At 41.0% G+C, this 24,554-nt stretch carries 21 protein-coding genes and 1 other RNA gene; 14 read left to right on the top strand and 8 right to left on the bottom strand.

The annotated features are described in order from the left end of the window. Positions 1 to 12: 12 nt before the first annotated feature. The 6 genes from pepP (at position 13) to ON073_RS08490 (ending at position 6,134) form a co-directional block, all read left to right on the top strand. The gene (pepP, locus tag ON073_RS08515; RefSeq protein WP_274761461.1) at positions 13 to 1,332 is read left to right on the top strand and encodes a Xaa-Pro aminopeptidase; all 1,320 of its coding nucleotides are present in this window, start codon (positions 13 to 15) and stop codon (positions 1,330 to 1,332) included. An 8-nt stretch (positions 1,333 to 1,340) separates the two neighbouring features. Further along, the gene (ubiH, locus tag ON073_RS08510; RefSeq protein ID WP_274761466.1) at positions 1,341 to 2,522 is read left to right on the top strand and encodes a 2-octaprenyl-6-methoxyphenyl hydroxylase; all 1,182 of its coding nucleotides are present in this window, start codon (positions 1,341 to 1,343) and stop codon (positions 2,520 to 2,522) included. Then, positions 2,522 to 3,688 carry an FAD-dependent oxidoreductase gene (locus tag ON073_RS08505; RefSeq protein ID WP_274761460.1) on the top strand — a complete coding sequence of 389 codons (1,167 nt, stop codon included), beginning with the start codon at positions 2,522 to 2,524 and terminating at the stop codon, positions 3,686 to 3,688. Before ubiH ends, ON073_RS08505 begins: the two co-directional genes overlap by 1 nt. 45 nt (positions 3,689 to 3,733) lie before the next feature. Beyond that, the gene (gene zapE / locus ON073_RS08500; RefSeq protein ID WP_274761459.1) at positions 3,734 to 4,879 is read left to right on the top strand and encodes a cell division protein ZapE; all 1,146 of its coding nucleotides are present in this window, start codon (positions 3,734 to 3,736) and stop codon (positions 4,877 to 4,879) included. A gap of 111 nt (positions 4,880 to 4,990) precedes the next feature. Further along, positions 4,991 to 5,221, top strand: coding sequence for a TIGR02647 family protein (locus ON073_RS08495; protein ID WP_274761458.1), 231 nt, complete (start codon positions 4,991 to 4,993; stop codon positions 5,219 to 5,221). An 88-nt stretch (positions 5,222 to 5,309) separates the two neighbouring features. Then, positions 5,310 to 6,134, top strand: a complete 825-nt coding sequence (locus ON073_RS08490; RefSeq protein WP_274761457.1) for a hypothetical protein — start codon at positions 5,310 to 5,312, stop codon at positions 6,132 to 6,134. A 30-nt stretch (positions 6,135 to 6,164) separates the two neighbouring features. On the opposite strand, the gene ON073_RS08485 is transcribed toward ON073_RS08490, so the two are convergent. The 3 genes from ON073_RS08485 to speA all read right to left on the bottom strand — a co-directional run bounded on the left by ON073_RS08485 (position 6,165) and on the right by speA (position 9,346). Beyond that, complete coding sequence (locus ON073_RS08485; RefSeq protein WP_274761456.1) at positions 6,165 to 6,338, bottom strand: DUF6435 family protein; 174 nt, start codon at positions 6,336 to 6,338, stop codon at positions 6,165 to 6,167. A 161-nt stretch (positions 6,339 to 6,499) separates the two neighbouring features. After that, positions 6,500 to 7,429, bottom strand: a complete 930-nt coding sequence (gene speB / locus ON073_RS08480; RefSeq protein WP_274761455.1) for an agmatinase — start codon at positions 7,427 to 7,429, stop codon at positions 6,500 to 6,502. Between the two features lie 3 nt (positions 7,430 to 7,432). Next, on the bottom strand, positions 7,433 to 9,346 hold the full coding sequence (gene speA / locus ON073_RS08475) for a biosynthetic arginine decarboxylase (protein WP_274761454.1): 1,914 nt from the start codon (positions 9,344 to 9,346) through the stop codon (positions 7,433 to 7,435). 230 nt (positions 9,347 to 9,576) lie between these two features. On the opposite strand from speA, the gene ON073_RS08470 reads away from it, so the two are divergent. Next, entirely contained in the window at positions 9,577 to 10,365 is a 789-nt protein-coding gene (locus tag ON073_RS08470; RefSeq protein WP_274761453.1) for an RMD1 family protein, read from the top strand. A gap of 482 nt (positions 10,366 to 10,847) precedes the next feature. Here the strand turns inward: ON073_RS08470 and ssrA are convergent. Beyond that, positions 10,848 to 11,202, bottom strand: a transfer-messenger RNA (tmRNA) gene (ssrA, locus tag ON073_RS08465). A 216-nt stretch (positions 11,203 to 11,418) separates the two neighbouring features. On the opposite strand from ssrA, the gene ON073_RS08460 reads away from it, so the two are divergent. After that, the gene (locus ON073_RS08460) at positions 11,419 to 12,717 is read left to right on the top strand and encodes a hypothetical protein (protein WP_274761452.1); all 1,299 of its coding nucleotides are present in this window, start codon (positions 11,419 to 11,421) and stop codon (positions 12,715 to 12,717) included. 84 nt (positions 12,718 to 12,801) lie between these two features. Here the strand turns inward: ON073_RS08460 and rnt are convergent, their stop codons facing one another. Next, on the bottom strand, positions 12,802 to 13,461 hold the full coding sequence (gene rnt, locus ON073_RS08455) for a ribonuclease T (RefSeq protein WP_274761451.1): 660 nt from the start codon (positions 13,459 to 13,461) through the stop codon (positions 12,802 to 12,804). 182 nt (positions 13,462 to 13,643) lie between these two features. On the opposite strand from rnt, the gene ON073_RS08450 reads away from it, so the two are divergent. Beyond that, a complete protein-coding gene (locus tag ON073_RS08450) occupies positions 13,644 to 14,525 on the top strand; it encodes a flagellar protein MotY (protein ID WP_274761450.1) in 882 nt (293 codons plus the stop codon). A 48-nt stretch (positions 14,526 to 14,573) separates the two neighbouring features. Here the strand turns inward: ON073_RS08450 and ON073_RS08445 are convergent, their stop codons facing one another. Together ON073_RS08445 and ON073_RS08440 are read right to left on the bottom strand one after the other, a co-directional pair. Continuing rightward, positions 14,574 to 14,903: a hypothetical protein gene (locus tag ON073_RS08445; protein ID WP_274761449.1), complete on the bottom strand. Its 330-nt coding sequence runs from the start codon at positions 14,901 to 14,903 to the stop codon at positions 14,574 to 14,576. A 28-nt stretch (positions 14,904 to 14,931) separates the two neighbouring features. Then, entirely contained in the window at positions 14,932 to 15,351 is a 420-nt protein-coding gene (locus tag ON073_RS08440) for a CBS domain-containing protein (RefSeq protein WP_274761448.1), read from the bottom strand. A gap of 372 nt (positions 15,352 to 15,723) precedes the next feature. On the opposite strand from ON073_RS08440, the gene ON073_RS08435 reads away from it, so the two are divergent. Further along, positions 15,724 to 17,877, top strand: a complete 2,154-nt coding sequence (locus tag ON073_RS08435; RefSeq protein WP_274761447.1) for a collagenase — start codon at positions 15,724 to 15,726, stop codon at positions 17,875 to 17,877. Positions 17,878 to 17,880: 3 nt separating this feature from the next. Further along, a complete protein-coding gene (locus ON073_RS08430; protein ID WP_274761446.1) occupies positions 17,881 to 18,522 on the top strand; it encodes a PPC domain-containing protein in 642 nt (213 codons plus the stop codon). Positions 18,523 to 18,626: 104 nt separating this feature from the next. On the opposite strand, the gene mnmC is transcribed toward ON073_RS08430, so the two are convergent. Beyond that, on the bottom strand, positions 18,627 to 20,609 hold the full coding sequence (gene mnmC / locus ON073_RS08425) for a bifunctional tRNA (5-methylaminomethyl-2-thiouridine)(34)-methyltransferase MnmD/FAD-dependent 5-carboxymethylaminomethyl-2-thiouridine(34) oxidoreductase MnmC (RefSeq protein ID WP_274761445.1): 1,983 nt from the start codon (positions 20,607 to 20,609) through the stop codon (positions 18,627 to 18,629). A gap of 207 nt (positions 20,610 to 20,816) precedes the next feature. Here mnmC and fabB point away from each other — a divergent pair, with 207 nt between their 5' ends. From fabB to ON073_RS08410, 3 genes are all read left to right on the top strand, one after another. Continuing rightward, positions 20,817 to 22,031: a beta-ketoacyl-ACP synthase I gene (gene fabB, locus ON073_RS08420; protein WP_274761444.1), complete on the top strand. Its 1,215-nt coding sequence runs from the start codon at positions 20,817 to 20,819 to the stop codon at positions 22,029 to 22,031. Between the two features lie 114 nt (positions 22,032 to 22,145). Beyond that, a complete protein-coding gene (gene pdxB, locus ON073_RS08415; RefSeq protein ID WP_274761443.1) occupies positions 22,146 to 23,273 on the top strand; it encodes a 4-phosphoerythronate dehydrogenase PdxB in 1,128 nt (375 codons plus the stop codon). Position 23,274: 1 nt separating this feature from the next. After that, entirely contained in the window at positions 23,275 to 24,291 is a 1,017-nt protein-coding gene (locus ON073_RS08410; protein WP_274761442.1) for an aspartate-semialdehyde dehydrogenase, read from the top strand. Positions 24,292 to 24,554 lie beyond the last annotated feature (263 nt).

Genomic DNA, 24,554 nt, shown 5'->3' with positions numbered 1-24,554 from the left:
GTAGGATTTATCATGACACACTCACTTTCAATTTCTGTTGAAGAAGTAAAAGCGCGTCGCGCTAAATTATTAGAAGCAATGGAAGCTAATTCGGTTGCGATAATTCCTGCAGCTGTTGAAGTAACACGTAGTCGCGATACCGAATTTGCGTTCCGACAAGACAGTGACTTTTTCTATTTAACCCAATTTCCAGAGCCTGATGCGGTATTGGTTTTAGTTAAAGGCGAATCAACAGAATCACAATTGTTTTGCCGTGAAAAAGATAAGCTTGCAGAGATTTGGTGTGGTCGTCGCATTGGCGCAGAAAAAGCACAACAAGATTTTGGCTTTGACAGCGCGTTTACTCTAGCAGAGCTTGACGACAGCCTAGTAGAGTTAGTGTCAGGTAAGCAAACGCTTTACTACGCACAAGGCACTTACAAAGAGTTCGACGACAAAGTTTGGGCGCTTTTAAGCAAATTGCGCGGTGCACCAAAGCGTGGCTGGAAGGCGCCTACTGTAATTAAAGATATTCGCAACACATTACATGAAATGCGTTTATTTAAATCGGATGCTGAACTTGCGATTATGGCAAAAGCTGGCGAAATAAGTGCTGAAGGGCATATTCGAGCAATGAAATTTGCCAAAGCAGGGGCTACCGAATATCAATTAGAAGCTGAAATTCATCACCATTATGCAATGGCAGGTGCGCGTCACCCAGCATACGGCACAATTGTTGGCGGCGGCGATAATGCCAATATTTTGCATTACACCGAAAATAGCGATGTGTTAAACGATGGCGATTTAGTATTGATTGATTCTGGCTGCGAGTTAAATGGCTATGCTGCAGATATCACCCGCACGTTTCCAATTAACGGTAAGTTTAGTGAGGCCCAGCGCGAAGTTTATGAGCTGGTATTAAAAGCACAACTTGCCGCGCTTGAGATGGTTAAACCGGGCAATACCTTAAAACAAACGGCAGATGTTGTCGTGCGTATTCTAACCGAAGGCTTAGTTGATTTAGGCATTTTAACGGGTGATGTTGAAAGCCTGATTGCGGATGAAAAATACAAAGATTACTACATGCATGGTTTAGGTCACTGGTTAGGACTTGATGTACACGATGTAGGCGAATATAAATTAGATGATAAAGACCGTCCATTTGCATCTGGTATGGTACTGACTATTGAGCCTGGTTTATATATCGCAAAAGATAGCGATGCACCTGAAAAATACCGTGGCATTGGTATTCGTATTGAAGACGATGTTGTTGTCACAGAGCAAGGTCACCGCAATTTAACTGCAGGTGTACCAAAAGCAGTGAATGAAATAGAAGCGCTAATGGCAAACTAATTTCAGGTATTAAAACAATGTTCGATATTGTAATTGTAGGTGGTGGTTTAACAGGGGCATGTGCTGCCCTTGCTGTTAAGTTACGAAATTCATCGCTTAATGTGGCCGTGATAGAAGCATTTGCTGCCACAGATGAAGGTCAACCAAGCTTTGATGACCGCAGTATTGCGTTAGCCAGTGAATCGTTTAAATATTTATTTTCACTTGGTTTGCTTGATGCAAATAATGATTTTACTGCTGCGATAAAGGAAGTACTGGTTTCAGACCGCGGTCACTTTGGCAAGACCCAAATTCACAGTGATGATTACAGCGAACCTGCGCTTGGCTATGTTGTTGAAGTAAGGCCATGGGGTCAACAATTACATAAAAAAATGGTGGCAGAGGGCATAACACTGTTTTGTCCGGATAAGGTAAGTACTTACCAACAAAAAGCTGAGCGTATAGATTTAACGCTCGAATCTGGTGAGCAGCTGTCAGCAAAACTAATGTTAGTAGCTGATGGTGCTCATTCCAAAACATTAGCACCGCTGCATATTCATACTCACACAGATGATTACGATCAAGTAGCGCTTATAGCCAATATTGAAGTAGCTGATGGCCATCACAATAAAGCGTTTGAGCGTTTTACTGAAACGGGTCCAATGGCTCTATTACCTATGACCAAAAACCGCTTTTCATTGGTGTGGTGTGTAAAACTGGAGCAGCAAGAAGCACTTCTGGGCTTATCTAATGCTGATTTTGTTGCCCAGTTACAAGCGTCGTTTGGTTATCGTGCGGGCATATTTACTAAAGTCGGTATGCGTGCTGCTTATCCATTAAAAGTGGGTAAGCCTGAGCGTTTAATGCATCATCGCGTTGCCATTTTAGGCAATGCAGCTCATTTAGTTCACCCAATTGCTGGGCAGGGCTTTAACCTTGGTTTACGTGATGTAATCTTACTTGAGAAGTTAATTACCGAAGCCACCGCTGAGCAAAACGATATTGGTGATGTTAGTTTGCTTAATCGCTACCAAGTTGAGCGAAATCAAGATGTTGATACCGTGTTATGGTTAACTGATGCCCTTGTTAGAGGGTTTTCTAACGACAATCGCGCATTTGCATTAACGCGCAGCATTGTGTTAACCGCTATGGCAAAGTGCAAACGTTTAAAAGCGCCATTGGCAAAACAATTAATGGGGAATGTAGGCTAGTGAAACAAGTTCAAGCGATTGTTGTTGGCGGTGGCTGTATCGGTTTAAGTGCGGCATTAGGTTTAGCTAATCTTGGTAAAAAAGTTTTGTTAATTGATGCGGGAAAACCTGCAAACGTCAATAGTGATGAATTTGGCTTGCGTGTTAGTGCAATTAGCAAAGCAAGCCAAGCATTGTTTGAAGACTTAGGTATTTGGCAAGGCATTCAGGCACAAAGGTTAGCGCCTTACAGTGACATGGATGTACGTGATAAAGACTCAACTGGACGCATTCATTTTTCCAGTAACGACCTAGATTTAACAGAGCTTGGCCATATTGTTGAGAACGAAGTTATTCGTCAAGCACTGATTAATGAGTGTGAAAAAAACAGCAATCTTGAGCTGCTATTTGAAACACCTTACAGCAGTATTCACCAAACAGATCAACAAGTGCTGGTAACACTGGCATCGGGTGAGCCGGTTATGGCGGAGCTTTTGATTGCCTGTGATGGAGCAAATTCGGCGATTCGCAGCCAATTTAAAATGCCGATTACTTTTTGGGATTACGACCATCATGCGGTAGTGGCGACGATTAAAAGCCAAGCTGCTCATGCAAATACGGCGCGTCAGGTATTTTTACCAACAGGGCCATTAGCATTTTTACCATTACCAGAGCCAAATACTCATTCAATTGTGTGGTCAACTTCACCAGAGCAAGCAAAACAACTGCTAGCAATGGAAGAAGCTGAATTTAATAAAGCACTAACCGCAGCGTTTGATAGTGAACTCGGTTTATGCGCTGTGAAAAGTCAGCGTTTAAGCTTCCCACTTAAAATGCGATATGCGCGAAAGTGGGTAGAAAATCGTGTAATTTTAATGGGCGATGCTGCACACACTATTCATCCGCTTGCTGGCCTTGGCATGAACTTAGGCTTAAAAGATGTGGCGAAGCTATTAGAGCTGATTGCCGATGAAACGGGCAGCAGTTTTGCGGATGCGAAATCACTTCGTCAATACGAAATGGCGCGAAAAGCCGATGCACAAACGCATATTGCGATGATGCAAGGGTTAAAAGAGTTATTTGAAGGCAGTAACCCAATTAAAAAACTAATTCGCGGCATTGGGCTAAACTTGGTCGATGCAGCAAAACCCATCAAGCATTTGTTTGCTGAAAAAGCATTACAGTAAAGTTATTTGGCGCGTTTAGCGCCAAATTTTTATTTGTACTTTTAAATGATGACTAATACTTCTCCCCTTTTAAGCCCAGCGCAAGCGTATCAAGCTGCACTTGAAAATGGCTTTGTCTCTGATAGCGCGCAAGCTCAAGCAGTGGCTGCGCTGCAAAATTGTTATTTAGCATTAGAAAGCAAACAAACGAGTGTGCAAGGGGTTTATCTATATGGCCCGGTAGGGCGCGGTAAAACGTGGTTGATGGATAGCTTTTATAACAGCCTAACCGTACCTGCTAAACGGCAGCACTTTCATCATTTTATGCGCTGGGTACATCAGCGTTTGTTTCAATTAACTGGCCGTGAAAATCCGCTCAATTTATTGGCAAGTGAACTGGCAAAGGATGTTGATGTACTCTGTTTTGATGAGTTTTTTGTTAGTGACATTGGCGATGCGATTTTATTAAGTGGGCTGGTACAGGCGTTTTTCGACCAAGGCTTAGTGCTAGTGGCAACGTCAAATCAACACCCTGACAAACTTTATGAAAATGGTTTTAATCGCGACAGGCTGCTTCCTGCAATTGAAGCGTTGAAACACCATATGCAGGTACTGAGTGTTGATGGCGGGCAAGACCACCGTTTACACCCAGGGGACAGCCAAAAGCGCTACTGGGTGAAGCAAAGCGATACGTTAACTCAGCAATTTAACTTGCTTGCCAAAACGCACAATCAAACATGTTTTTCGGATGAATCAATAGAAATTGGGCATCTAAAAATAGATGTCATTAACCAAAGTAAACATCTACTCTTTTGCCACTATAACGCGATATGCGAACAGCCTTTGGCGGCTGTCGACTTTATTTCATTGTGCGATACTTACAAAGCGATTTTTCTTGAAGGTGTGCCGCAGCTATCGTGTGATTCAGTTGCAACGCATATCGCCCGTGGTACCGAAGATGGCGTAGAGCGTGTCGCCGCGGGAGATCGTACTTTGCCTCAGTTATCACGTAAAGATGATGGTGTACGCCGTTTTATTGCCTTAGTAGATGAATGTTATGACCGCTCAATTCCGCTTTACATAAATGCAGATGTACCATTGCATCAGCTTTACACACAAGGCATATTAGAATTTGCATTTAGGCGAACACTAAGTCGCTTAAATGAAATGCAATTAGCACGCTTTCAGGCTGAAGGGCTTAGTAAAGAGTGACTAAGTCATACAGATTGTTGAAAATTCTGAGTTTTGTCTGCGCAAGATCAAGCAATTTTACAAAGCTTATCTATACTGTGTAACGGAACAAATAATAAAAAAGGAAACACAATGAGCTTAGGTACCGAACAAATCACCGATTTAGAGTTGCTGCTAAAATTTCCAACCTCCAGTGCGATGCAAGGATTAAAAATTCATCATGATGCGCCAGCAAGTGTACAAGCATCGGCCAAGCGTTTATTTGAACGCGGAATTATTGATCAAGTTGATGGTGGCTACTTAACGGAGCTTGGCCATGAACTACAGCAACACGCCCTGCATTTAAGTAACGCACTGAAATAATCCCTGTCATTTAGTGCTGCTAAATTAAAAGTCCAAAACCTGCCTAGATTGGTGTAATCTAGGTAGGCTACTAAATATAAGGACTTTCATGTTTACTCTCAAAAACTCATTTTTATCACTTTGTTTTGTAACGAGCTTTGCATCTTATAGTGCTATTTATAAATGCGAAATTGATGGCGTACTCACCTTTAGTGATCAGCCATGTAGTGATAAGTATGAAAAAATTGAAGTAAACCCACAGGTTATCAAAAAACGTCCAAACGCTAACGCAAAGCCAAATACTGATTCAACTGATACTTATGTTAAGTCACGTCAATTAAAGCGCGAAATTGAACAAGTAAAAGCCCGTATTAAAAAACTGCAAAAAGACATGGATGTAGAAATTAGTGCGGTTAAGAATATGACAGTTCGCACTGCTAATAACCTCTACGGTGCGTCTCGATCTGAAGCGCTAGCACTTGAAATGAACGCCATTACTGAGCGTTACCGCGGGCTAATTGACGTTGAACAAAGCAACTTAGCGCGTTTACAAAATGAATTAAATAAACTGAATAACAGTAGCGCAACTAACCAAGGCGATGGCAATTCGCACACACAAGAACTCAACCGTATAGGCAGCTATGTAGATATGCAAAAGGTTGAAAGGCAAATTGCGAATAATGATGCGCAAATTAAGCGCTTGCAGCGTGAAATGAATGAGGAAGTTGCGGCATTAAAGAAACAGTCGGGCAATGCTAATACCAATCTAGCTGGAGCAAAACTGCAACAATCTCTTGCACAAGAAATGGCAGCGGTAAGCAAACAATATCAAATCAAAATTAATGCATTGCAAAAAGAGTCAGAAATTTTACGCTCACAAAAAGCAAAATCATCAGCACTAAAAGAGCCAGCTTACAATGGTGAGGGCTATTAAGGTTATATTGCCAAGATCATAGGCACAAAACTATTGTTTACTTTCATGAGCCTCTATTTTTTGCCAGAGGCTTTCTGCATCTGCTGTTAACATTGAATAGGTTTTGATATCGCCATTTCGCTGGGCATGCATGGCTTTTTCTAACAATTTAAAATAATCCTTTTTCATTTTTTTTACTGGGTTTGGTTTTAAAAAACTAAACATTGAGAATCCTTTGAAGTGTTTAGTTAGCTAAACGTAATAAGCTTATAAGTGGATCACGCAAATGCTTAATAAGGTACTCTCAAAGTTAGTCACTGTTTTAAAAATAAAAAAAAGCCTGTGTTTCCACAGGCTTTTTGTTGGGTGCCAAAATATAAACGAGGTTATCCACCTAGCTTATGTTTATACGTCCACAAATGCAGCATTTCGAGCGCAATGGTGGCGCCTGCAAGTGCAGTAATTTCGCTGTTATCGTAAGCTGGAGCAACTTCTACCACATCCATTCCTACAATATTCAGCCCTTTTAATTCGCGAAGAATATTGAGCGCTTTGTCGGTGGTTAAGCCACCACAAACCGGTGTGCCAGTACCTGGCGCAAACGCAGGGTCAAGGGCGTCAATATCAAAGGTTAAATACACAGGTAACTCACCCACTGAGTGTTTAATCATCTCGGCAATAGTGTGCGCTGAAAGGGCATTGCTCTCAGCGCCATCAATCACTTTAAAGCCATGCTCAGCTTGGGTGTAATTAGTGCGAATACCCACTTGTACCGAACTGTTTTTGTCGATGAGTCCTTCATTTGGCGCATGGTAAAACATAGTGCCATGATCATACTGACTGCCATTAGCATAAGTGTCAGTGTGCGCATCAAAATGCACTAACGCCATTTTGCCAAAACGTTTTGCATGGGCGCGCAACAGCGGCAAAGTAACAAAGTGATCGCCACCGAAACTTAAAAGGCTTTTACCTTGTTCTAAAAGTTGTGATGCTGCATCTTCAACTTGCTGTGTAAAACCTTCGCTATCGCCCGGTGCAAACACCAAGTCGCCTGCATCAATTACTGCGCAATGATCGTTTAGTGTAAATGGCCAAGGGTAACGGGTTTCTTCCCATGCAAGGTTAACAGATGCGCGGCGCATCGCATCTGGGCCCATGCGGGCACCAGAGCGACCAGAAGTTGCCATATCAAATGGCAAACCAAGCACAACCACATCAGCATCACTTGATGTTGGGTCGTTAACTAATGGCTGGCGCATAAACGTTGCGCCGTTGCCAAATAGCATGCCGTTGTGTTTTTCAAAAACTTTAACCATAGGTTAAATATCTTCCAAATAAGTGTAGCCTTTTAAACCTGCATCTAGCTCAGCGAGTACTTCACTGCGCTCATGCTCTGGTAATTTGCTATTAGCTAATTGAGCAAATGCGTGTCTGAATTCTTCGGCATCTAGGTGCACATAACGAAGCATATCTTCTACGCTGTCGCCTTCGTTAATTTCAACAATTTCGCTGTTGCCATCTTCATCCACATTAACTACTACACTGTGAGTGTCACCAAATAGGTTGTGCATATCACCTAAAATTTCTTGATAAGCACCCACTAAGAAAAAGCCTAACAAGTAAGGTGAGTCGGCCTGCCAATTTGGCACTGGCAAGGTGGTTTCTATGCCTTGGCCATCTACGTACTGGTCGATTGTGCCATCTGAGTCACAGGTAATATCAAGTAGCACTGCACGGCGATCTGGCATGGTTTCTAAACCAGAAAGCGGCAACACTGGAAACACTTGATCAATACCCCATGCATCCGGCAGCGATTGAAACAGCGAAAAATTAACAAAGAATTTATCCGCTAATCGCTCGTTTAACTCGTCCATAATTGGCCGATGAAAACGGTTTTTGCTATCCATTAACTGCTGTAGCTCGTAGTTAATACGCAGTGTAATTTGCTCTGCCCATGCGCGTTGCTCAAGGCTTAAAAGCCCCATTGCAAACTGGCTGTGCACTTCGGCTAGGTCGTTAATGCAATCGTGATAAATCTCAATTAACGCTCTGTCATCAACACGGTTATTAAGTTGTAACCACGAACGCCACATGTTTTGTAAAAGTAGTGGTGCATCGTTCTCAAGCGCTGGCAATTCTTCTACCTGATACGATTCAGTGCCAATCACATTGGTAATAAGTACCGCGTGATGCGCTGTTAACGCACGGCCTGACTCTGAAATAATCATCGGCATTGGTTGTTCATACTGCTTACACATGTCGCCAATGGTGTAGACGATGTTATTCGCATATTCAGCAAGCGAGTAATTCATAGAATTGCTCGATTGGCTGCGCGTGCCATCGTAATCAATGGCTAAACCACCACCCACATCCATACAGGCTAAATTTGCACCTAAACGGCGTAATTCACAGTAAAAACGTGCTGCTTCACTTACACCTGTGCGCACATCGCGAATGTTCGCCATTTGTGAGCCTAAGTGAAAGTGAACAAGTTGTAGTGCGCTTTCCATTTTGTGCGATTTAAGCTCAGCTAATACGCTTAATACTTGTGATGCAGATAAACCAAACTTTGATTTTTCTCCACCGCTTGCTTGCCACTTGCCTTTACCTTGCGATGCTAAACGTACGCGCACACCTAAGCGTGGGCTTACGCCAAGTTTGTGTGCTTCTTCAAGCACCATTTCAAGTTCAGAACGTTTCTCAAGCACAATATTAACTTTGTGACCAAGCTTTTCGCCGATAAGTGCTAAGCGAATATACTCGCGGTCTTTATAGCCGTTACACACAATCACAGAGCTGACTTTTTGTGCCATCGCAAGTACTGCAAGCAGCTCTGCTTTGCTACCTGCTTCTAAACCTAATTGCTTTACCGATTGGCTAGCTTGGCTTGCTAAAATTTCTTCCACCACTTCGCGTTGTTGGTTTACTTTAATTGGATAAACCAGCAAGTAGTTGTTGCTGTAATCATAGCTTTCAATAGCCGCGTTAAACGCATTGCATAAGCTATGTACGCGGTGGTGTAAAATTTGCGGAAATCGCACAAGCGCTGGTAACGATAACCCTTGCTGTTGAATTTGTTCGGCAATTTTAGACAAACTTACTGCATGCGTTGGCTTCGCCATATTTGGTGACACAGTAATTTCACCTTGATCATTAATGCCATAATAACCTTGGCTCCAATGAGGTACATTGTAGCTTGCACGAACATGTTCAATTGCAGTGGTTTCTTTCATTTTTACCCTTAAAAAATAAATCGGTCATAAGACCAAAAAGTGCGCGCATTTAAAGGGAATAGGGGGGGGAAGTCCAACATAAAATTTTTGTCGTATCGACAAGAATATTATTGGCAAAATTCATCCAAAATTAATTTATATTTAGGCTGTTACACGCTATAAACCCAATTGAAAAATATTGCCGATTTACGTATTGGTAATTGTGAAATACGCTTCATTGGAGCAACTTAATGAGTGACACAGTCACAAAAGATCATCGCCTTATTATCAGCTTTTTAGGCCATTCAATTAATAAAGAAAAAGCAGATATAAAGCTCAATAAACAGCTTGGGGCTATAAAAATACGTGATGCTTATGGTGTCTGCATAAATAGCAAACAAGCCTGGCTTTTTGATTATGCGGTGTTGGTATGTTGGGACTTTAATCAGGCAGAGCTTGAACAACTGATCGCGCAAATTGATGAGCTTATCATCTCACCTGAAAAACGCCCGAGCATCGATCACTATATTTACCGCGAAGGCGAATATGGTGATTTTAATATCAAAAATGATTGTCTATTTTTAGATAACTCAGATGACATGACCAAGTTGGCGCTTAGCCATGCGCTAGCACAGTCGACGAAGCTTGAGTTTTTTGAAGAGCAAGCTCAAGCGGTAATTAGCGAAAATGCATATTTATCTCAGCTGCTTGCGCAAACTGGCAAGGTGCCTTTAACACGAAAAGCATTAGCAAAGTTACGTGGTACCTTGTTTAAAACCAGCACCGATATCAATTTGCACTTTAACTTGCTCGATACTCCCGAGTTCTTTTGGGATAACCCAAATTTAGAAGGGGTTTATCAGCAGCTCAGCAAATATTTAGATTTATTGCCACGTATACATATTTTGCAAAAGAAGCTCGACACCATTCACAACTTAGTAGACATGCTAAGTACCGAGCAAAACCACAAGCACTCTGCGTTTTTAGAGTGGGTGATTATTATTTTAATTGCCGTCGATATCGCGATTTATTTCTTTTAAGCCTGTGCTTAAATTTTAAAAGCAACAAAAAGCCTGTGTATCTCACAGGCTTTTTTTTGAATAAATTAGATGAGTAAAGCAAGCCGCACTAAATTCACAAAGAATAAAATATGACTTTAATTCCCACTAAGAAATTTAAAATGTGGTGGTACATCCAATGGTACAAAAATATAGTTGATTACTTTCTTCAGGTATTTCAATTATTGGGTTTTATACCAGTCTTAGTAAGTCCGAGATAATAGACAGCGCTTGATTAATAAAATGATAATAAGGCAGTTTTTATGTGTTTATTTTATTGGTCTATGGCCAATTACATTCTATATCTAGTACCCGCTCTTATTCATTTTGGTAGTACTACTTAATGTACTACTTTATATCTTGATTGTAATTGTCCTTTAAAAATCTAAGTTATTGATATTTCATATCTGTGCCGAATTTTAGGCAAAAGAAAAGCCGCTAAAAAGCGGCTTTGTCTGTGCTATTGGTGGAGCTGGGGGGATTTGAACCCCCGTCCGAAAAGCGTCGACCTTCGGTCCTACATGTTTAGTATCGTCTTTTGGTTAACCTTTAAATCTCGGACGAACACGATAAGTAAAGGCGAGGCCGCTTCAATTTAGCCCTTCAACCCCGGCCAGGGTTTCCGTAGCGATCTTATGTAAGGGTGACACTCCAAAATCCAGTCCATAAGAATACTTGGAAGGAGCGCTAGCGGCCTAAGCTGCTAGAGCGTAAGAATCGTCGTTTGCGATTACTTTAAATACGGCTTTTTTACGAGGCCAGCCGCACCTCGACATGCACCTTAGGCTTCATGAATCCCGTCGAATCCTAATCAGCCCCTGAATTTGTTTCATCTGAATCATACTCAGTTGGCACGATTATAACGCTTAGTTTTTATGTTAAACAAGGGCAAAGCACAATTAACTGTATTTAAATGGTTTAATCGCTTTAAATTTAAACTAATGTTGATTTGAAAGTGAGTTGGCAGGGATTGTTTGCTTGTTAATATTGCTCGGCGCTATACAATGCAGCTGATTGAAATAATGGAGGTTTTCAATGAGTATCAGTAAAACAATAATAATATGTTTGATGTGTATAGCGATGAATGCGGTTGCACAGAGTAAAGTAGCGCTGTCGATTAATGTTGAAAAACAGATTGGTAGCAACGTGTGGCAAGTAAGTTATCAATTGCCCAAATTTACTCAAACGTTAGATTTTTCTCACTTACCACCTCATTTCCTGACTAACCATTTTGCGCTTAAAGGCAAAGCGGTGGTTAAAGATGACAGCACAATTCAGCTAACTAATCCTAATGACATTTTAATGCTTGAAGCTTCCGATGGTTTTGATGTGAGTGAACTTAGATTTAATGCGCCGTTTATTAACTTTTCTAACAACGGCGCGTTTTATGCTGACTATTTTGTGCCACATTCATTGAAAGTAGCGGACGAATTACTAACACGCGATGCGCTAAGTGTGACATTTTATATAACAACAAAGATGAAAAATGAGCAAAATCAGCGAACGCGCACCATTAACAACGTATCGTCGTTAAATTTAGCGCAGTTTGTTAGTCTAACTTTACCGTCTAATGCCTCTAATCATGGTGTTTCTTTCGTTATTGAGCCAAATTTGCCAAATGAGTTTAAAGTGCAGCTTGAGCAAAATAGCACTAAATTTATGAATTATTTTAGCCAACAGTTTAATTCCCCTTTAAACCGCGACGTTACATTTTTGATTAACGCTAATAGCAATGCGCCATACATTGGTTTTTTGGGTAGCGCACTATCCAACCAAGTTATGTTTGAGATATCAGGGCAAGATGCAGTGCAGCACCCGAGTAAATACCAACGAACAATTTATTTAACCCTAGCACATGAAGCGTTACACCTTTGGAATGCACATTTTTGGCAACCATCAGATGGTACACCGATTTGGCTGTACGAAGGCTCAGCTGACTTTTTTGCCTATCGCGCAATGGTGCATTCAGGCTTAATGCCACAATCGCATTTTGAGTATTTTTTACAGCAGCAACAAAAAGAGTGTTTAGAAGGGGTTAAACAAACTGCGCTTTCACATCTGGAGTCAACGCCATCAATTGGTGCAAGTTATCCTTGTGGTCGGGTATTTTTTGAAGTGTTAGCTAACGCGTTGAATAAAAGTGCTTTTGAGCTTTGGCTTGAAATTATGAACGTAAGCGAAGGGCAAAGTTATTCGGTAGAAGATGTGTATGTGTTTATTGAAAGAGCCGAATTATCTGACTCGTTAAAACACGCGTTACAAGACATCTTATTTAACAATGAAAAAGCACATGACACGCTGAAAAGCATTATTTCAGCGCAATCGAAGAACTAAACGTGTCACTTAGCACGCGCAGCCAAAATCTGTTTAGTGCATAAATCCATGTATTAAAAGTAACGTTGGTAATAAACCCCGCCGTTACTCGTCTACTTGCTCAGAATCGTTTGGCATTGGCCAGCCGCCTAAGGCTTGCCATTTATTCACAATGTAACAGTAAAGTTCGGCGGTGCGTTCGGTGTCGTACAGTGCGCTATGGGCTTGGCTGTTATCGAACTCAATTCCTGCGGCGCGACATGCTTTTGCAAGTACTGTTTGACCAACTGCTAAGCCAGCTAGGGTGGTTGTATCAAAACTTACGAATGGGTGAAATGGCGTGCGCTTAATACTATTGCGTTCAATTGCGGCATTCAAAAAGCCGTGATCAAAGGCCGCATTATGCGCTACTACAACGCTGCGCTGACAACCTGCTGCTTTTTGTGCTTTGCGCACAGCTTTACAGATTTCTTTTATTGCTTCGTCTTCTTTTACCGCGCCTCGCAGGGGGGAAAATGGGTCGATACCATTAAACTCAATAGCTGATTGCTCAATATTGGCACCCTCAAACGGTTCAACGTGAAAGTGAAGTGTTTTGTCGATGCTTAGTTCACCTTGGTCGTCCATTTTTAATAGGCTGACAGCAATTTCTAATAATGCATCGGTTTTATTATTAAAGCCTGCCGTCTCAACGTCGATAACTACAGGAAAGAAACCGCGAAAACGCTTGGCAAATAAAGTTGTTGGTGCTTCAGCTTGAGACATATACTTACTTTCAGTGCTTAATAAGGCCGCGTATTATGGCAAAATTAGGTTGATACTGACCAGTAAAATTTTATGAACTAACACTGCATTTAGGTATAATTTTTGCTTTATTTTTATTAGCTGCAGCTTGTTACAGCAGTTATTGTTTTTAACCATGCGTTTATGAAATTTAGGAGACCTAAGTGCAATTTAAAAAAATAGTGCAGTGCTTGTGCGTTGGTCTTGCGTTAAGTGCCGTTTTTTCTTTACAGGCTGCGCTTCGCAGTTATGGTGCTGTTGAAAGTAATGCTAAATGGAATACGCCAGATAGCTCACGTTTAAGTTGTCAGTTAGAGCATGATATCCCGCGCTTTGGTAAAGCCAAATTTTTGTCGACTGCGAGTAAAGACAAACCGCTTCATTTCACACTAGATATGTTGATAAAGCCAGAAGGGTATGATGTTGCCGATGTACTATCGGTGCCACCTGTTTGGAAAGCGGGTAACCCAGCGCGCAGTTTATTTGACGCTAATTTGTTAAAGCAATTTGATACAGAGCTGGATTCAAAAGCCTCTTGGTTGTTATTGACTGAGCTAGAAAAGGGCAATGTGCCAACATTTTATTACCAAGATTGGCACAATAGCCAAGATAAAATAAAAGTAGAGTTGTCTTCAGTTAATTTTCGTAACCAGTATTTAAGCTTTTTAGAGTGTCGAGATGCTTTATTGCCATTTAGCTTTGATGATATTGCTTACACTGTGATGCGTTATGAGTCTAACAGCAGTGAACTTACGCGAGATTCAAAAAAACGCTTAGAAAAAATTGGATTATATTTGGAGAACGATCCTACTATTGATTCGGTGTTGATCACTGCTTATACCGATTCGTATGGTGGCCGTTATATTAACCAACAACTGTCAGAAAAACGTGCGGAAGCGATAAAAACGTATATGACAGAAAAAGGCATAGATGCTGAAAAGATTATGACGCAAGGGTTTGGTGAAAGACGCCATGTAGCAACCAATAATACAATTATTGGCCGTGGTAAAAACCGCCGCGTTGTGATTCAAATTGAAAAAGTATAGTAAGAGCTTTGCTTATCTAAATTACTAAAATCTTTAATGATGACGGAATTATTCCGTCATCATTATGCTGATTTCACACCAGCCTTCTTGCTGATAAAACCCAATTTTTACCTTTTTGCCTGCCACATTATAAAAGTATGTGTAACGTCCAATATCTTCAGTTACTATTTGCGGCTCACCTAACTTATCACGGTAAAACTGCATTACAGTTTCTAAATCTTGTTTAACAAAACCACTAATGATCATTGGGTAATCATCTTCAAGAGCCATACGCACTTGAAAGTCATTGGGAAGGGGTACGTCGTCAATATTTGCTTGCGCCACATGACTTAGGCTCATTAAAACGCTAAGTGCGATACTGCAACATAACTTCTTCATTTAAGAACTCCTGATCACCCGTATTGGGCTAACTTTCTAATAATGTTAAGGATAGTCTAACGAAATCAGATGAGGTAACAATTCCTTGCAACTGATTTTTGTCATCTACAACAGGCAAACAGCCGTGCCGATTATTTAAGAAAAAACGCGCTGCCTCGGTTAATGGCATGGTTTCGTTGGCAAACACCACGTCTTTATCAACGAGCTCTGAAACAGGCACTTGTTTTTCCCTTCTTTGTAACGCATTTACACCATATTTGTCTAGTAAATACATGGTTTTAGCCAGAACACTTTTTTGCGTAACCATTCCAAAAAAACAGCCATTATCTAATACAGGTATATGGCGAATGTTATGTTCTTTCATCATTTGATGAACTTCCATCATGGTATTCTCAAGCTCAATTGAAAGTACGTTGCGGGTCATTAAATCTGCAATTGTTTTTGTCATGGTATTCAACTTTTAAGAATTCAATACTGTTAGTTTAGCGCGTATCTAATAACTCGCTTTGCGCTAGGGCAATGAATGTTTTATTTATTGTTGTTTTTAACGCAATGCCACTTTTCATGTGCAAACTTAACTCGTTTGAGATGTGAAATTGGCAATAACCCCATGCCATTTTATTATTTTTTTATTTGTAACTAATTGAAATATATCAACTAACAAAAAAAGTGCTGATCTGCCCCTATATTCAGAACAAAAGTTAATATATTGTATACAGTATATTGAATTCATGTTTTGTGATTTCAATATATCGTTTAGCAACGAAACTCGATACAAATTTATCGAACATTATGACAACAACAATTGGAAAAATAACAAATGAAACTTACTAAATTGGCGTTAGTGCTTGCCACATTAAGTTGTGGGCAAACTGCGTTTGCTGCAAGCGCGCCTATTTCACAAAACCAACCTAAGGTTCACCATCACGGCGTTGAATTTAAGCGCATGGATAATGCGCCAACAGCAGTAACTACACAGCAATTAAATCAGCCGTTTGAACATGCTAAACATGATTTGCACACTGTAAATTTAAAAAATATGCAACAAGCTCTGGCTGTAACGTGTAATGTGAATGCACTTGCAACCAGTAACTCAACACAGCTTATTAGCGAAATTAAATCGCAAGGTACAAACTGTGTTAATGAATTGTTTGGTGCAACAAGCGATATTCAAAAAGCAGCGTATGATTCGAATAATATGTATGCGGTTGCAAATCATGTTAAAGGGCTAGCTCAAAATTACCAAGGTGGCGGTGATAATGACATTGAAGCATTATTCCTATACTTACGCGCTGGTTATTATGTGGAGTTTTATAACGACCAAGTAACGTTTGCATCTTGGGTAAAGCCAGCTGTTAAAGGCGCTATTGATGCGTTTGTAAATAACAGTCATTTTTATGACGATAACGATGCGCACGGTAAAACACTTTCTGAAGTATTAATCACAATGGACAGCTCTGAGCAGCAAGATGTGTATCTGCCAGTCGTTGTTGAGTGGTTAAACCGCTGGAATGCAAGTTATGCCGCTAAGTGGAATATGCGCGGTGCGGTAAATGGTGTATTTACGATTTTATTCCGTGGTCAGTGGAATACCGAATTTAAAAATAAAATTGGCTCTGCGACTGATTTAGTAAGTGCGCTTGCAAAATTTACCACAAGTACTTACATGATTGATTCAGACGCTGAATTTATGATTGCTAATGCAGCGCGTGAATTAGGTCGCTTAAAACAGTATCCAGGTACTATTCAAACTGGTGTTGATGCAGCATTAAATCGTATTTTTGCTGATTATCAAATGTATGGTTATGGCGATTCAGTGTGGTTAGGTGCTGCCGATACTGCAGGTTACTATGGTAGCTGCGATACCTACAATATTTGTGGTTTTGAGCAGCAGCTTGAGTCACAAGTACTTTCTCAAACTTACACTTGTAGTAGCACAATTAAAATTCGCTCGCAAAATATGACGAGCGCGCAGCATCAAGCAGCGTGTAGCAAAATGGGCTACGAAGAAACGTATTTCCACGGTCAATTACAAACTAACAACACGCCTGTTGCAGATGATGTTAATAGTCAATTACAAGTAAATATTTTTGACTCAAGCGATGATTACGGCAAATACGCAGGTGTTATTTTTGGTATTGATACTAATAACGGTGGTATGTACTTAGAAGGCAACCCATCAAATCCGGGTAATATTCCAAACTTTGTTGCCCATGAAGCAAGCTATGCAAATGCTGACCACTTTGTATGGAACTTAGAGCATGAGTATGTGCATTACTTAGATGGTCGTTTTGATCTTTACGGTGGCTTTAATGCGCCAACTGAAGCAATTGTTTGGTGGAGCGAAGGTGTTGCTGAATACATTGCAAAAGAAAATGATAACCAAGCTGCTATCGACACGATTAAAGATGGCTCAACTTTCAGCTTAGGCACGGTTTTTGAAACAACCTATGATGGTTTTGACCAAGATCGTATTTACCGTTGGGGTTATTTAGCGGTTCGCTTTATGTTTGAAAATCATCGCGATGAGTTAAACCTGATGCTTGCATCTACTCGTGCGGGTGATTGGGCTGCATATAAAGCACGAGTAAATACTTGGGCTGCAAACTACGGTAATGAATTTACGCAGTGGACTCAGGCACTTGCTAATGGTGATACTAATCCGCCACAAAATAAAGCCCCAGTTGCAATGATTAATGGCCCTTATAGTGCTGCTGAAGGTGAATTGATCTCATTCTCGAGTAATGGCTCATATGATAATGAATCAACGATTGCATCATACAGCTGGAATTTTGGTGATGGTACTACAAGCTCAGAAGCAAATCCTACGCACAGTTATACAACTGCAGGTGAATATGCGGTTACCTTGACTGTAACTGATCCAGAAGGGCTGAGTGCAAGCGAGGCAACTACTGCAACGGTAACAGGTAGCGAGCCGCCAGTGGGTAATGAGTTACAAAACGGTGTAGCATAGCAAGTGACTGGTAACACAGGTGATGAAAAACGCTTTGTTGTAAATGTACCAGCAAATGCAAGTGACCTTGAGATCACCCTAAATGGTGGTTCTGGCGATGGTGATTTATACGTTAAGTTTGGCGATGCGCCTACGCTTACAAGCTATGACTGTCGTCCATATGTAGGTGGTAATAGCGAGCGCTGTACTATCGAAAAACCACAAGCGGGCACATACCATGTAATGGTGTATGGCTATGCTAATTTCGATACACAAGTAAAAGCGAATTACACTGTTCAATCAGGTGGTAACTTCAATGTGCCTAACGCATGTGCGACGGAAGGTCCTAGCGGTGGTGGTCGTTTATACGATGGTGATGTGATGTGTCTTGCCGAGCAAGAACCAATTTGGTTAAGCATTGCTGATGTAAGCGGTGCAACAAGTGTGGCAATTACAACATCAAATGGTTCAGGCGATATTAACCTTGAATACCGTAATGGCGGTTGGCCTAGTGCTGCCAATGTAGATGCATCATCACAAAATGTGGGCAATGGCGAATGTATCTATATTACTAATCAAAGCGAATACTGGGGCTATGTAAAAGTGTCAGGTACTGCCAATGGTGCATCAATCGTTGTTGACTTTAATACACCAGGTTGTCGTTAATTTCTAGGAAGTTAATGATTATCTAATTGCTCATTCAATATATAATGAGTATTTAATTAGGTAAATCCAATAGCCGCATCTCCTAGCAAGGTGCGGCTATTTTTTTAGCGTTTATTGCGTTTTAAGTCGCGAATAATAAAGCGGTTAGGGTGGAGCATTTCACTGATATGTGTTGGCACAGGTAATGGCTCATCACAGAGTTCAGCCACTAACATTTCCGCGGCAAGAGGCGCGGTACATAAACCACGGGCACCTAAGCCAGAGAATACATAAAGACCTTGATGTGGGTTAACTGAATTACCAAAATCATAGTGCTGACCTTTTCTTAGCGGCGCAAAATTATCTAAAAGTGTTTCCTCACAAACAGCTTCACCCACAATCGGCTGATGATCTGGTGTGGTACAGCGAATGGCAGCTTTTGCATCGAGCATTGAATCAGTTGTAATACCTAATTGCTCAGGGTAAAACGATGTGAGTTGTTTTAGGTTGATAAAGTTATCTTCTTCGCTTATTTCACGGCACATACTTTGTTTTTCAAATGTCGCGCCCATGCAATGGGTGTTATCGAGCTGCGGTGTAAAATATCCTTTATGACACAATACGGTTTTAAGTTGTTTAGATGATTCATTTGTCGCAACGCGGGTTACTTGGCCGCGCACAGGGTTAAATGGCAGAGATTGCATTTGTGAAAAACGCGTTGTTAATTCACCACAAGTGATAATTACATGGCTAAATTCGCCCAGTGAACACTGATTTTCATCATGTAATTGATAACCGGTTTGTGTTTTTACAATGTTACATACTTCGCTATTAAAATGCACTTTATATGGAGCCTTGCTTTGACTTGCAGCGAAAAGTGCATTTACCAATGCAGGGGGATTAACCCAACCTGCCGGTTCAATAAATAAGCCTGAGTAGTTAGCTTTTATACCTGCAATTTGATTTGCTTCATCAGCGTTTACACTGCGGATAAGCGATGTTGGCCAATTACCTTTTTCTGCAAGGCGGGTTTGAATTTCAACTTTGCTGTCAGTAACGCCATGCAATAAAACGCCGCACCAATCATGGGGGTAGTGAAAGCCATCATCATCAATTTGCTGATAAAGCCTTTTTGCAAAATAAAAACTATGGGCAAAAAATTCACTGCTACTGTTAAAGTCGGCCTGCAGATTTGGATATACCGCGCCTTGATGGTTATGGGATGCGCCTTGTGCAAACGTATCGTCTTTACAAAAAATTTCAGTAGTTATACCGCGCTTTGAAAAACTATAGGCAAGAGTTGCCGATGCAATGCCACCTCCAATAATGGCTACTTTAGTAAGTTGTTGTGGCTCACGTTTATAATACGCAGGCTGGGTGGTATTGTGATTAGCAGTGTCTAAAGTTCCGACAACCATTTCGCGTTTACGGCCGTATCCCTTTACTTTTTTGGTAGTAAAACCTGCATCACTTAGACCTCGGCGCACAAAACCTGCGGCGGTAAAGGTTGCAAATGTACAGTTTTCTCGGCCTAAATTAGCCATGCCATCAAAAAGTGATTGTTGCCACATATCCGGGTTTTTACTTGGCGCAAATCCATCGAGATACCACGCATCAACAATGCCAGATTCACTGTAGCAAAGTTGCGGCAGCGTATCTTGAATATCACCAAACCATAAATCTAAAATAACGCGCCCTTGCTCAAACTCTAAGCGGTGGCAACCTGCCATGGCAACAGGGTATTTTGCAATCAGTTGTTCGCTTAAATCTGTAAGCTCAGGCCAGGCTGCAAGCGCCTGCTTTAACGATGCTTGTTCTAAAGGGAATTTTTCAAAGCTAATAAAGTGAAGTTGTTCAACAGATTTATCGTCATCTTGATTAAAACGCTGCCACGTATTTAAAAAATTAAGGCCTGTGCCAAACCCTGTTTCAGCAATAACAAAGTGCCTTCTTGGGTGATTTTGCCAACGCGCAGCAATATTGTTTTGCTGAAAAAATACGTAATCTGACTCTAATAAGCCGTTATCGTTTGAAAAGTACACATCATCAAAGTCTTGTGCGACCGGTGTGCCTGATTCATTAAACTCAATTTTTGCGTGGCGGATCATAATTATTTAAAACAAACTTAACGTGGCGCTATTGTACGAGATATAAGGGGGCGGTAAAACTTGATTTAGAACAAATTAAGCTTATAAATTTGGCAGTTAAGGTTAAAATACTGTAAATTCGAAACACGTGTACGCTGAGATTAGACCAGTTTTTTGTAAATAACACGTAGAATAGAGCACAATTTACTTTGTAGAAAAGGTTTATCCATGAAAAGAGCCGTAATTACGGGTATCGGTATTGTTTCAAGTATCGGTAATAATCAAGAAGAAGTACTTGAATCATTAAAAGCAGGCCGTTCAGGCATTACATTCAACCAAGAATTTGCAGACCTAAAATTACGTTCAAACGTATGTGGTAGCATTGACCTAGATCCAAAAGAGCACGTAGACCGCAAAGCAATGCGTTTTATGGGTGATGCAGCAGCATACTCATATATTTCAATGCAACAGGCGATTGATGATTCAGGTCTGTCTGAAGATCAAGTGTCTAACCCACGTACAGGTATTATTGTTGGCTCTGGTGGTGGTTCATCTAAAAACCAAGTTGAAGCAGCTGACATTCTTCGTGAAAAAGGAGTTAAGCGCGTAGGTCCATATATGGTTCCTCGTACTATGGCCTCAACGACGTCTGCATGTTTAGCAACACCATTCAAAATTAAAGGTGTTAACTACTCAATCAGTTCAGCATGTGCTACATCTGCTCACTGTATTGGTCATGCTGTAGAACAAATCCAACTTGGTAAACAAGACGTTGTATTTGCTGGTGGTGGTGAAGAACTACACTGGACATTAGCAATGGAATTTGACGCTATGGGTGCGTTATCAACTAAATATAATGAAACGCCTGAACTTGCTTCACGTACTTATGATGCAAACCGTGATGGTTTTGTTATCTCTGGCGGTGGCGGTATCGTTGTTGTTGAAGAGTTAGAGCACGCATTAGCGCGTGGCGCGAAGATTTACGGTGAGATTGTAGGTTACGGTGCAACATCTGATGGCTACGACATGGTTGCTCCATCAGGTGAGGGTGCTGTTCGTTGTATGCAACAAGCACTTGCAACAGTTGAAGGTGATATTGATTACCTAAACACGCACGGTACATCAACTCCGGTAGGTGATGTTAAAGAACTTGGCGCAATCCAAGAAGTATTTGGCGGTAAATCACCTGCAATCAGTGCAACAAAAGCGATGACAGGTCACGCACTTGGTGCAGCGGGTGTTCACGAAGCAATCTACTCAATCTTAATGTTACAAAACAACTTTGTAGCGCCATCTATCAACATTGACGAGTTAGATGAGCAAGCTGCAGGCCTTGATATTGTGACTGAAAAGCGTGACTTAGATATCAACACTGTAATGTCGAACAGCTTTGGTTTTGGCGGTACAAACGCAACGCTAGTAATGCAAAAATACAAAGGCTAATTTGCCTTTTTAAAACGCAAATCTAATTGATTGAAAGAAAAGCCACTTAATTGATTGAGTGGCTTTTTTATTGCCGTTAAAATAGCGCATCTGCTTCGCCTAAATAGGACAACTATGCGCATCCTCGCTGACCAAAATATGCCACTGGTCGAAGAATTCTTTTCAGAGTTTGGTGAAATAACACGTTTTGCTGGCCGAGAGCTCAGCCCTCAGCAACTTGTTGATACTGATATTTTATTAGTTCGCTCAATTACCAATGTGAATGAAAACCTACTCACTCATGCAAATAAATTGAAATTTGTTGGCACTGCAACAATTGGCACTGATCACGTTGACCAGGCATTGTTAACACAAAAAGGCATCGCATTTTCAAGTGCACCAGGCTGCAATGCAACGGCTGTGGCAGAATATGTGATATCAAGCTTGCTTGCGCTTGCTCAAGAAGATGGCTTTAGCTTACAAGACAAAACCGTTGGCATTATTGGTGTGGGTAATATTGGCAGCCGACTTTCGAAAAAATTAGCAGCGTTAGGCTGCAACGTATTACTGTGCGACCCACCAAAGCAAGCGTCTGGCGAACTTGAAGATGGCGTATCGTTAGACACCATTATTAGCGATGCTGATATTTTAAGCTTTCATGTGCCTTTAGTGAAAGAAGGTCAATATCAAACCAAACATTTACTAAATAAGCACAACCTGCCTAAGTTGAAATCCAATGCAATTGTGGTTAATTCGTGTCGTGGTGATGTCATTGATAATCAAGCATTGCTTGAGTTTATGCAAGTAGGTGCGGGTTTATCATTGGTGTTAGATGTATGGGAGAATGAGCCAAATATTGAACGAGCTTTACTGCCTTATACGCGCATTGGTTCGGTACATATTGCTGGCCACAGTTTAGAAGGTAAAGCGGGCGGCACAGATATGCTTTATCAAGCGGTTTGTCAGCAATTAGGAAAACCTGCGACACATAAAATGGCCGATTTTCTGCCAGATCCAGAACTTACTGAGGTGAGTTTAGGCAATACTTTTACTGAAGCAAACTTGTGCCAATTAGTACACAGCGTTTATGACGCACGCCGTGATTACGGTCTCTTAAAGAAAGGACTAAACCGTGAAGGGTTCGATAGTTTACGAAAAAACTACCCAGGGCGTCGCGAATTTAGCACTTTAACGGTAAAATGCAGTTCATCTGCAAATGCAAAACGTTTAAGCCAACTCGGCTTTAATGTGATTGAGGAATAACATGTCACAAAAATTCAATGTTGCGGTTTTAGGTGCAACAGGCCTTGTTGGCCGTCAAATTATCGAAACGCTAGAAGAGCGTAAATTTCCTATTGATACCTTGTATTTATTAGCGTCTGAACGCAGTGCAGGCGAAGATATTAAATTTGCAGGTGAAGACATTGAAGTGATTGATGTTGAAACCTTTGATTTCGCAAATGCCCATATTGCACTATTTTCTGCTGGTGGCAGCGTTTCAGAAAAGTATGCACCAATTGCTGCTGAGGCGGGCTGTGTGGTTATTGATAATACATCACACTTTCGTAATGACTACGATGTGCCATTAGTGGTTCCTGAAGTGAACCCAGATGCGTTAAGCGATTTTAGAAACCGCAATATTATTGCTAACCCGAATTGTTCTACTATTCAAATGGTGGTGGCATTAAAACCTATTTATGATGCATATGGTATAGAACGTATTAACGTATGTACTTACCAATCAGTTTCAGGTGGAGGCAAAAAAGCGGTTGATGAATTAGCAAAGCAAACTGCTAACTTAATGAATGCGCGCCCACTTGAAAATGATGTGTTTCCAAAGCAAATTGCGTTCAACGTAATCCCGCAAATTGATAGTTTTGAAGATAACGGCTATACCCGCGAAGAAATGAAAATGGTGTGGGAAACTCAAAAAATCTTAGGTGATAGCAGTGTAATGGTAAACCCGACAGCTGTGCGTGTACCGGTATTTTATGGTCATGCAGAAGCTATTCACCTAGAAACGCGTATGCCTGTTGATGTAGAGCACGTAAAGCAGTTGCTTAACGAAGCTGCTGGTGTGGAATACATTGAAGATGAGCAGGATTATCCAACACCTGTGTCTGATGCGAGCGGCAATGATGCGGTTTATGTTGGCCGTGTTCGTCAAGATATCAGCCACCCGCATGGTTTAAATTTATGGGTTGTTTCAGATAACACGCGTAAAGGTGCTGCTACTAATAGCGTGCAAATTGCTGAGCTGTTAGTAGAGCAATATCTGTAATAGTCATTTCTTTGATGCCAAACAAACTGACGTTTAAGTTTGTTTGGCATAATTCCTAGGGTCTGTTGTTCTTTGCTTTAAAGACTAGCGCGAACGATCATCAGACTCTAACTAATTGAGTTTTAGCTTAAAGCTGCATTATCATCAATGAGATAATGTTTCCCTGCCAATTACTTTGCCACTGCCTAATTAATGGATATTCGGTGTTTTCTGGTTTATAGTTTTATGCTGAAAATTATAAAAAGAGTCGCACCATTTTAGGT

Source organism: Pseudoalteromonas sp. G4, assembly GCF_028875915.1.
Lineage (GTDB): Bacteria > Pseudomonadota > Gammaproteobacteria > Enterobacterales > Alteromonadaceae > Pseudoalteromonas.
The sequence above is the reverse complement of the archived record's forward strand: the minus strand, read 5'-3'. Positions and strand labels throughout refer to the sequence as shown.

Coding starts and splice junctions, on each gene's coding strand:
- pepP (WP_274761461.1), top strand. CDS start 13: ATGACACACTCACTTTCAATTTCTGTTGAAGAAGTAAAAGCGCGTCGC.
- zapE (WP_274761459.1), top strand. CDS start 3,734: ATGATGACTAATACTTCTCCCCTTTTAAGCCCAGCGCAAGCGTATCAA.
- ON073_RS08495 (WP_274761458.1), top strand. CDS start 4,991: ATGAGCTTAGGTACCGAACAAATCACCGATTTAGAGTTGCTGCTAAAA.
- ON073_RS08490 (WP_274761457.1), top strand. CDS start 5,310: ATGTTTACTCTCAAAAACTCATTTTTATCACTTTGTTTTGTAACGAGC.
- ON073_RS08485 (WP_274761456.1), bottom strand. CDS start 6,338: ATGTTTAGTTTTTTAAAACCAAACCCAGTAAAAAAAATGAAAAAGGAT.
- speB (WP_274761455.1), bottom strand. CDS start 7,429: ATGGTTAAAGTTTTTGAAAAACACAACGGCATGCTATTTGGCAACGGC.
- speA (WP_274761454.1), bottom strand. CDS start 9,346: ATGAAAGAAACCACTGCAATTGAACATGTTCGTGCAAGCTACAATGTA.
- ON073_RS08470 (WP_274761453.1), top strand. CDS start 9,577: ATGAGTGACACAGTCACAAAAGATCATCGCCTTATTATCAGCTTTTTA.
- ON073_RS08460 (WP_274761452.1), top strand. CDS start 11,419: ATGAGTATCAGTAAAACAATAATAATATGTTTGATGTGTATAGCGATG.
- rnt (WP_274761451.1), bottom strand. CDS start 13,461: ATGTCTCAAGCTGAAGCACCAACAACTTTATTTGCCAAGCGTTTTCGC.
- ON073_RS08445 (WP_274761449.1), bottom strand. CDS start 14,903: ATGAAGAAGTTATGTTGCAGTATCGCACTTAGCGTTTTAATGAGCCTA.
- ON073_RS08440 (WP_274761448.1), bottom strand. CDS start 15,351: ATGACAAAAACAATTGCAGATTTAATGACCCGCAACGTACTTTCAATT.
- ON073_RS08435 (WP_274761447.1), top strand. CDS start 15,724: ATGAAACTTACTAAATTGGCGTTAGTGCTTGCCACATTAAGTTGTGGG.
- mnmC (WP_274761445.1), bottom strand. CDS start 20,609: ATGATCCGCCACGCAAAAATTGAGTTTAATGAATCAGGCACACCGGTC.
- fabB (WP_274761444.1), top strand. CDS start 20,817: ATGAAAAGAGCCGTAATTACGGGTATCGGTATTGTTTCAAGTATCGGT.
- pdxB (WP_274761443.1), top strand. CDS start 22,146: ATGCGCATCCTCGCTGACCAAAATATGCCACTGGTCGAAGAATTCTTT.
- ON073_RS08410 (WP_274761442.1), top strand. CDS start 23,275: ATGTCACAAAAATTCAATGTTGCGGTTTTAGGTGCAACAGGCCTTGTT.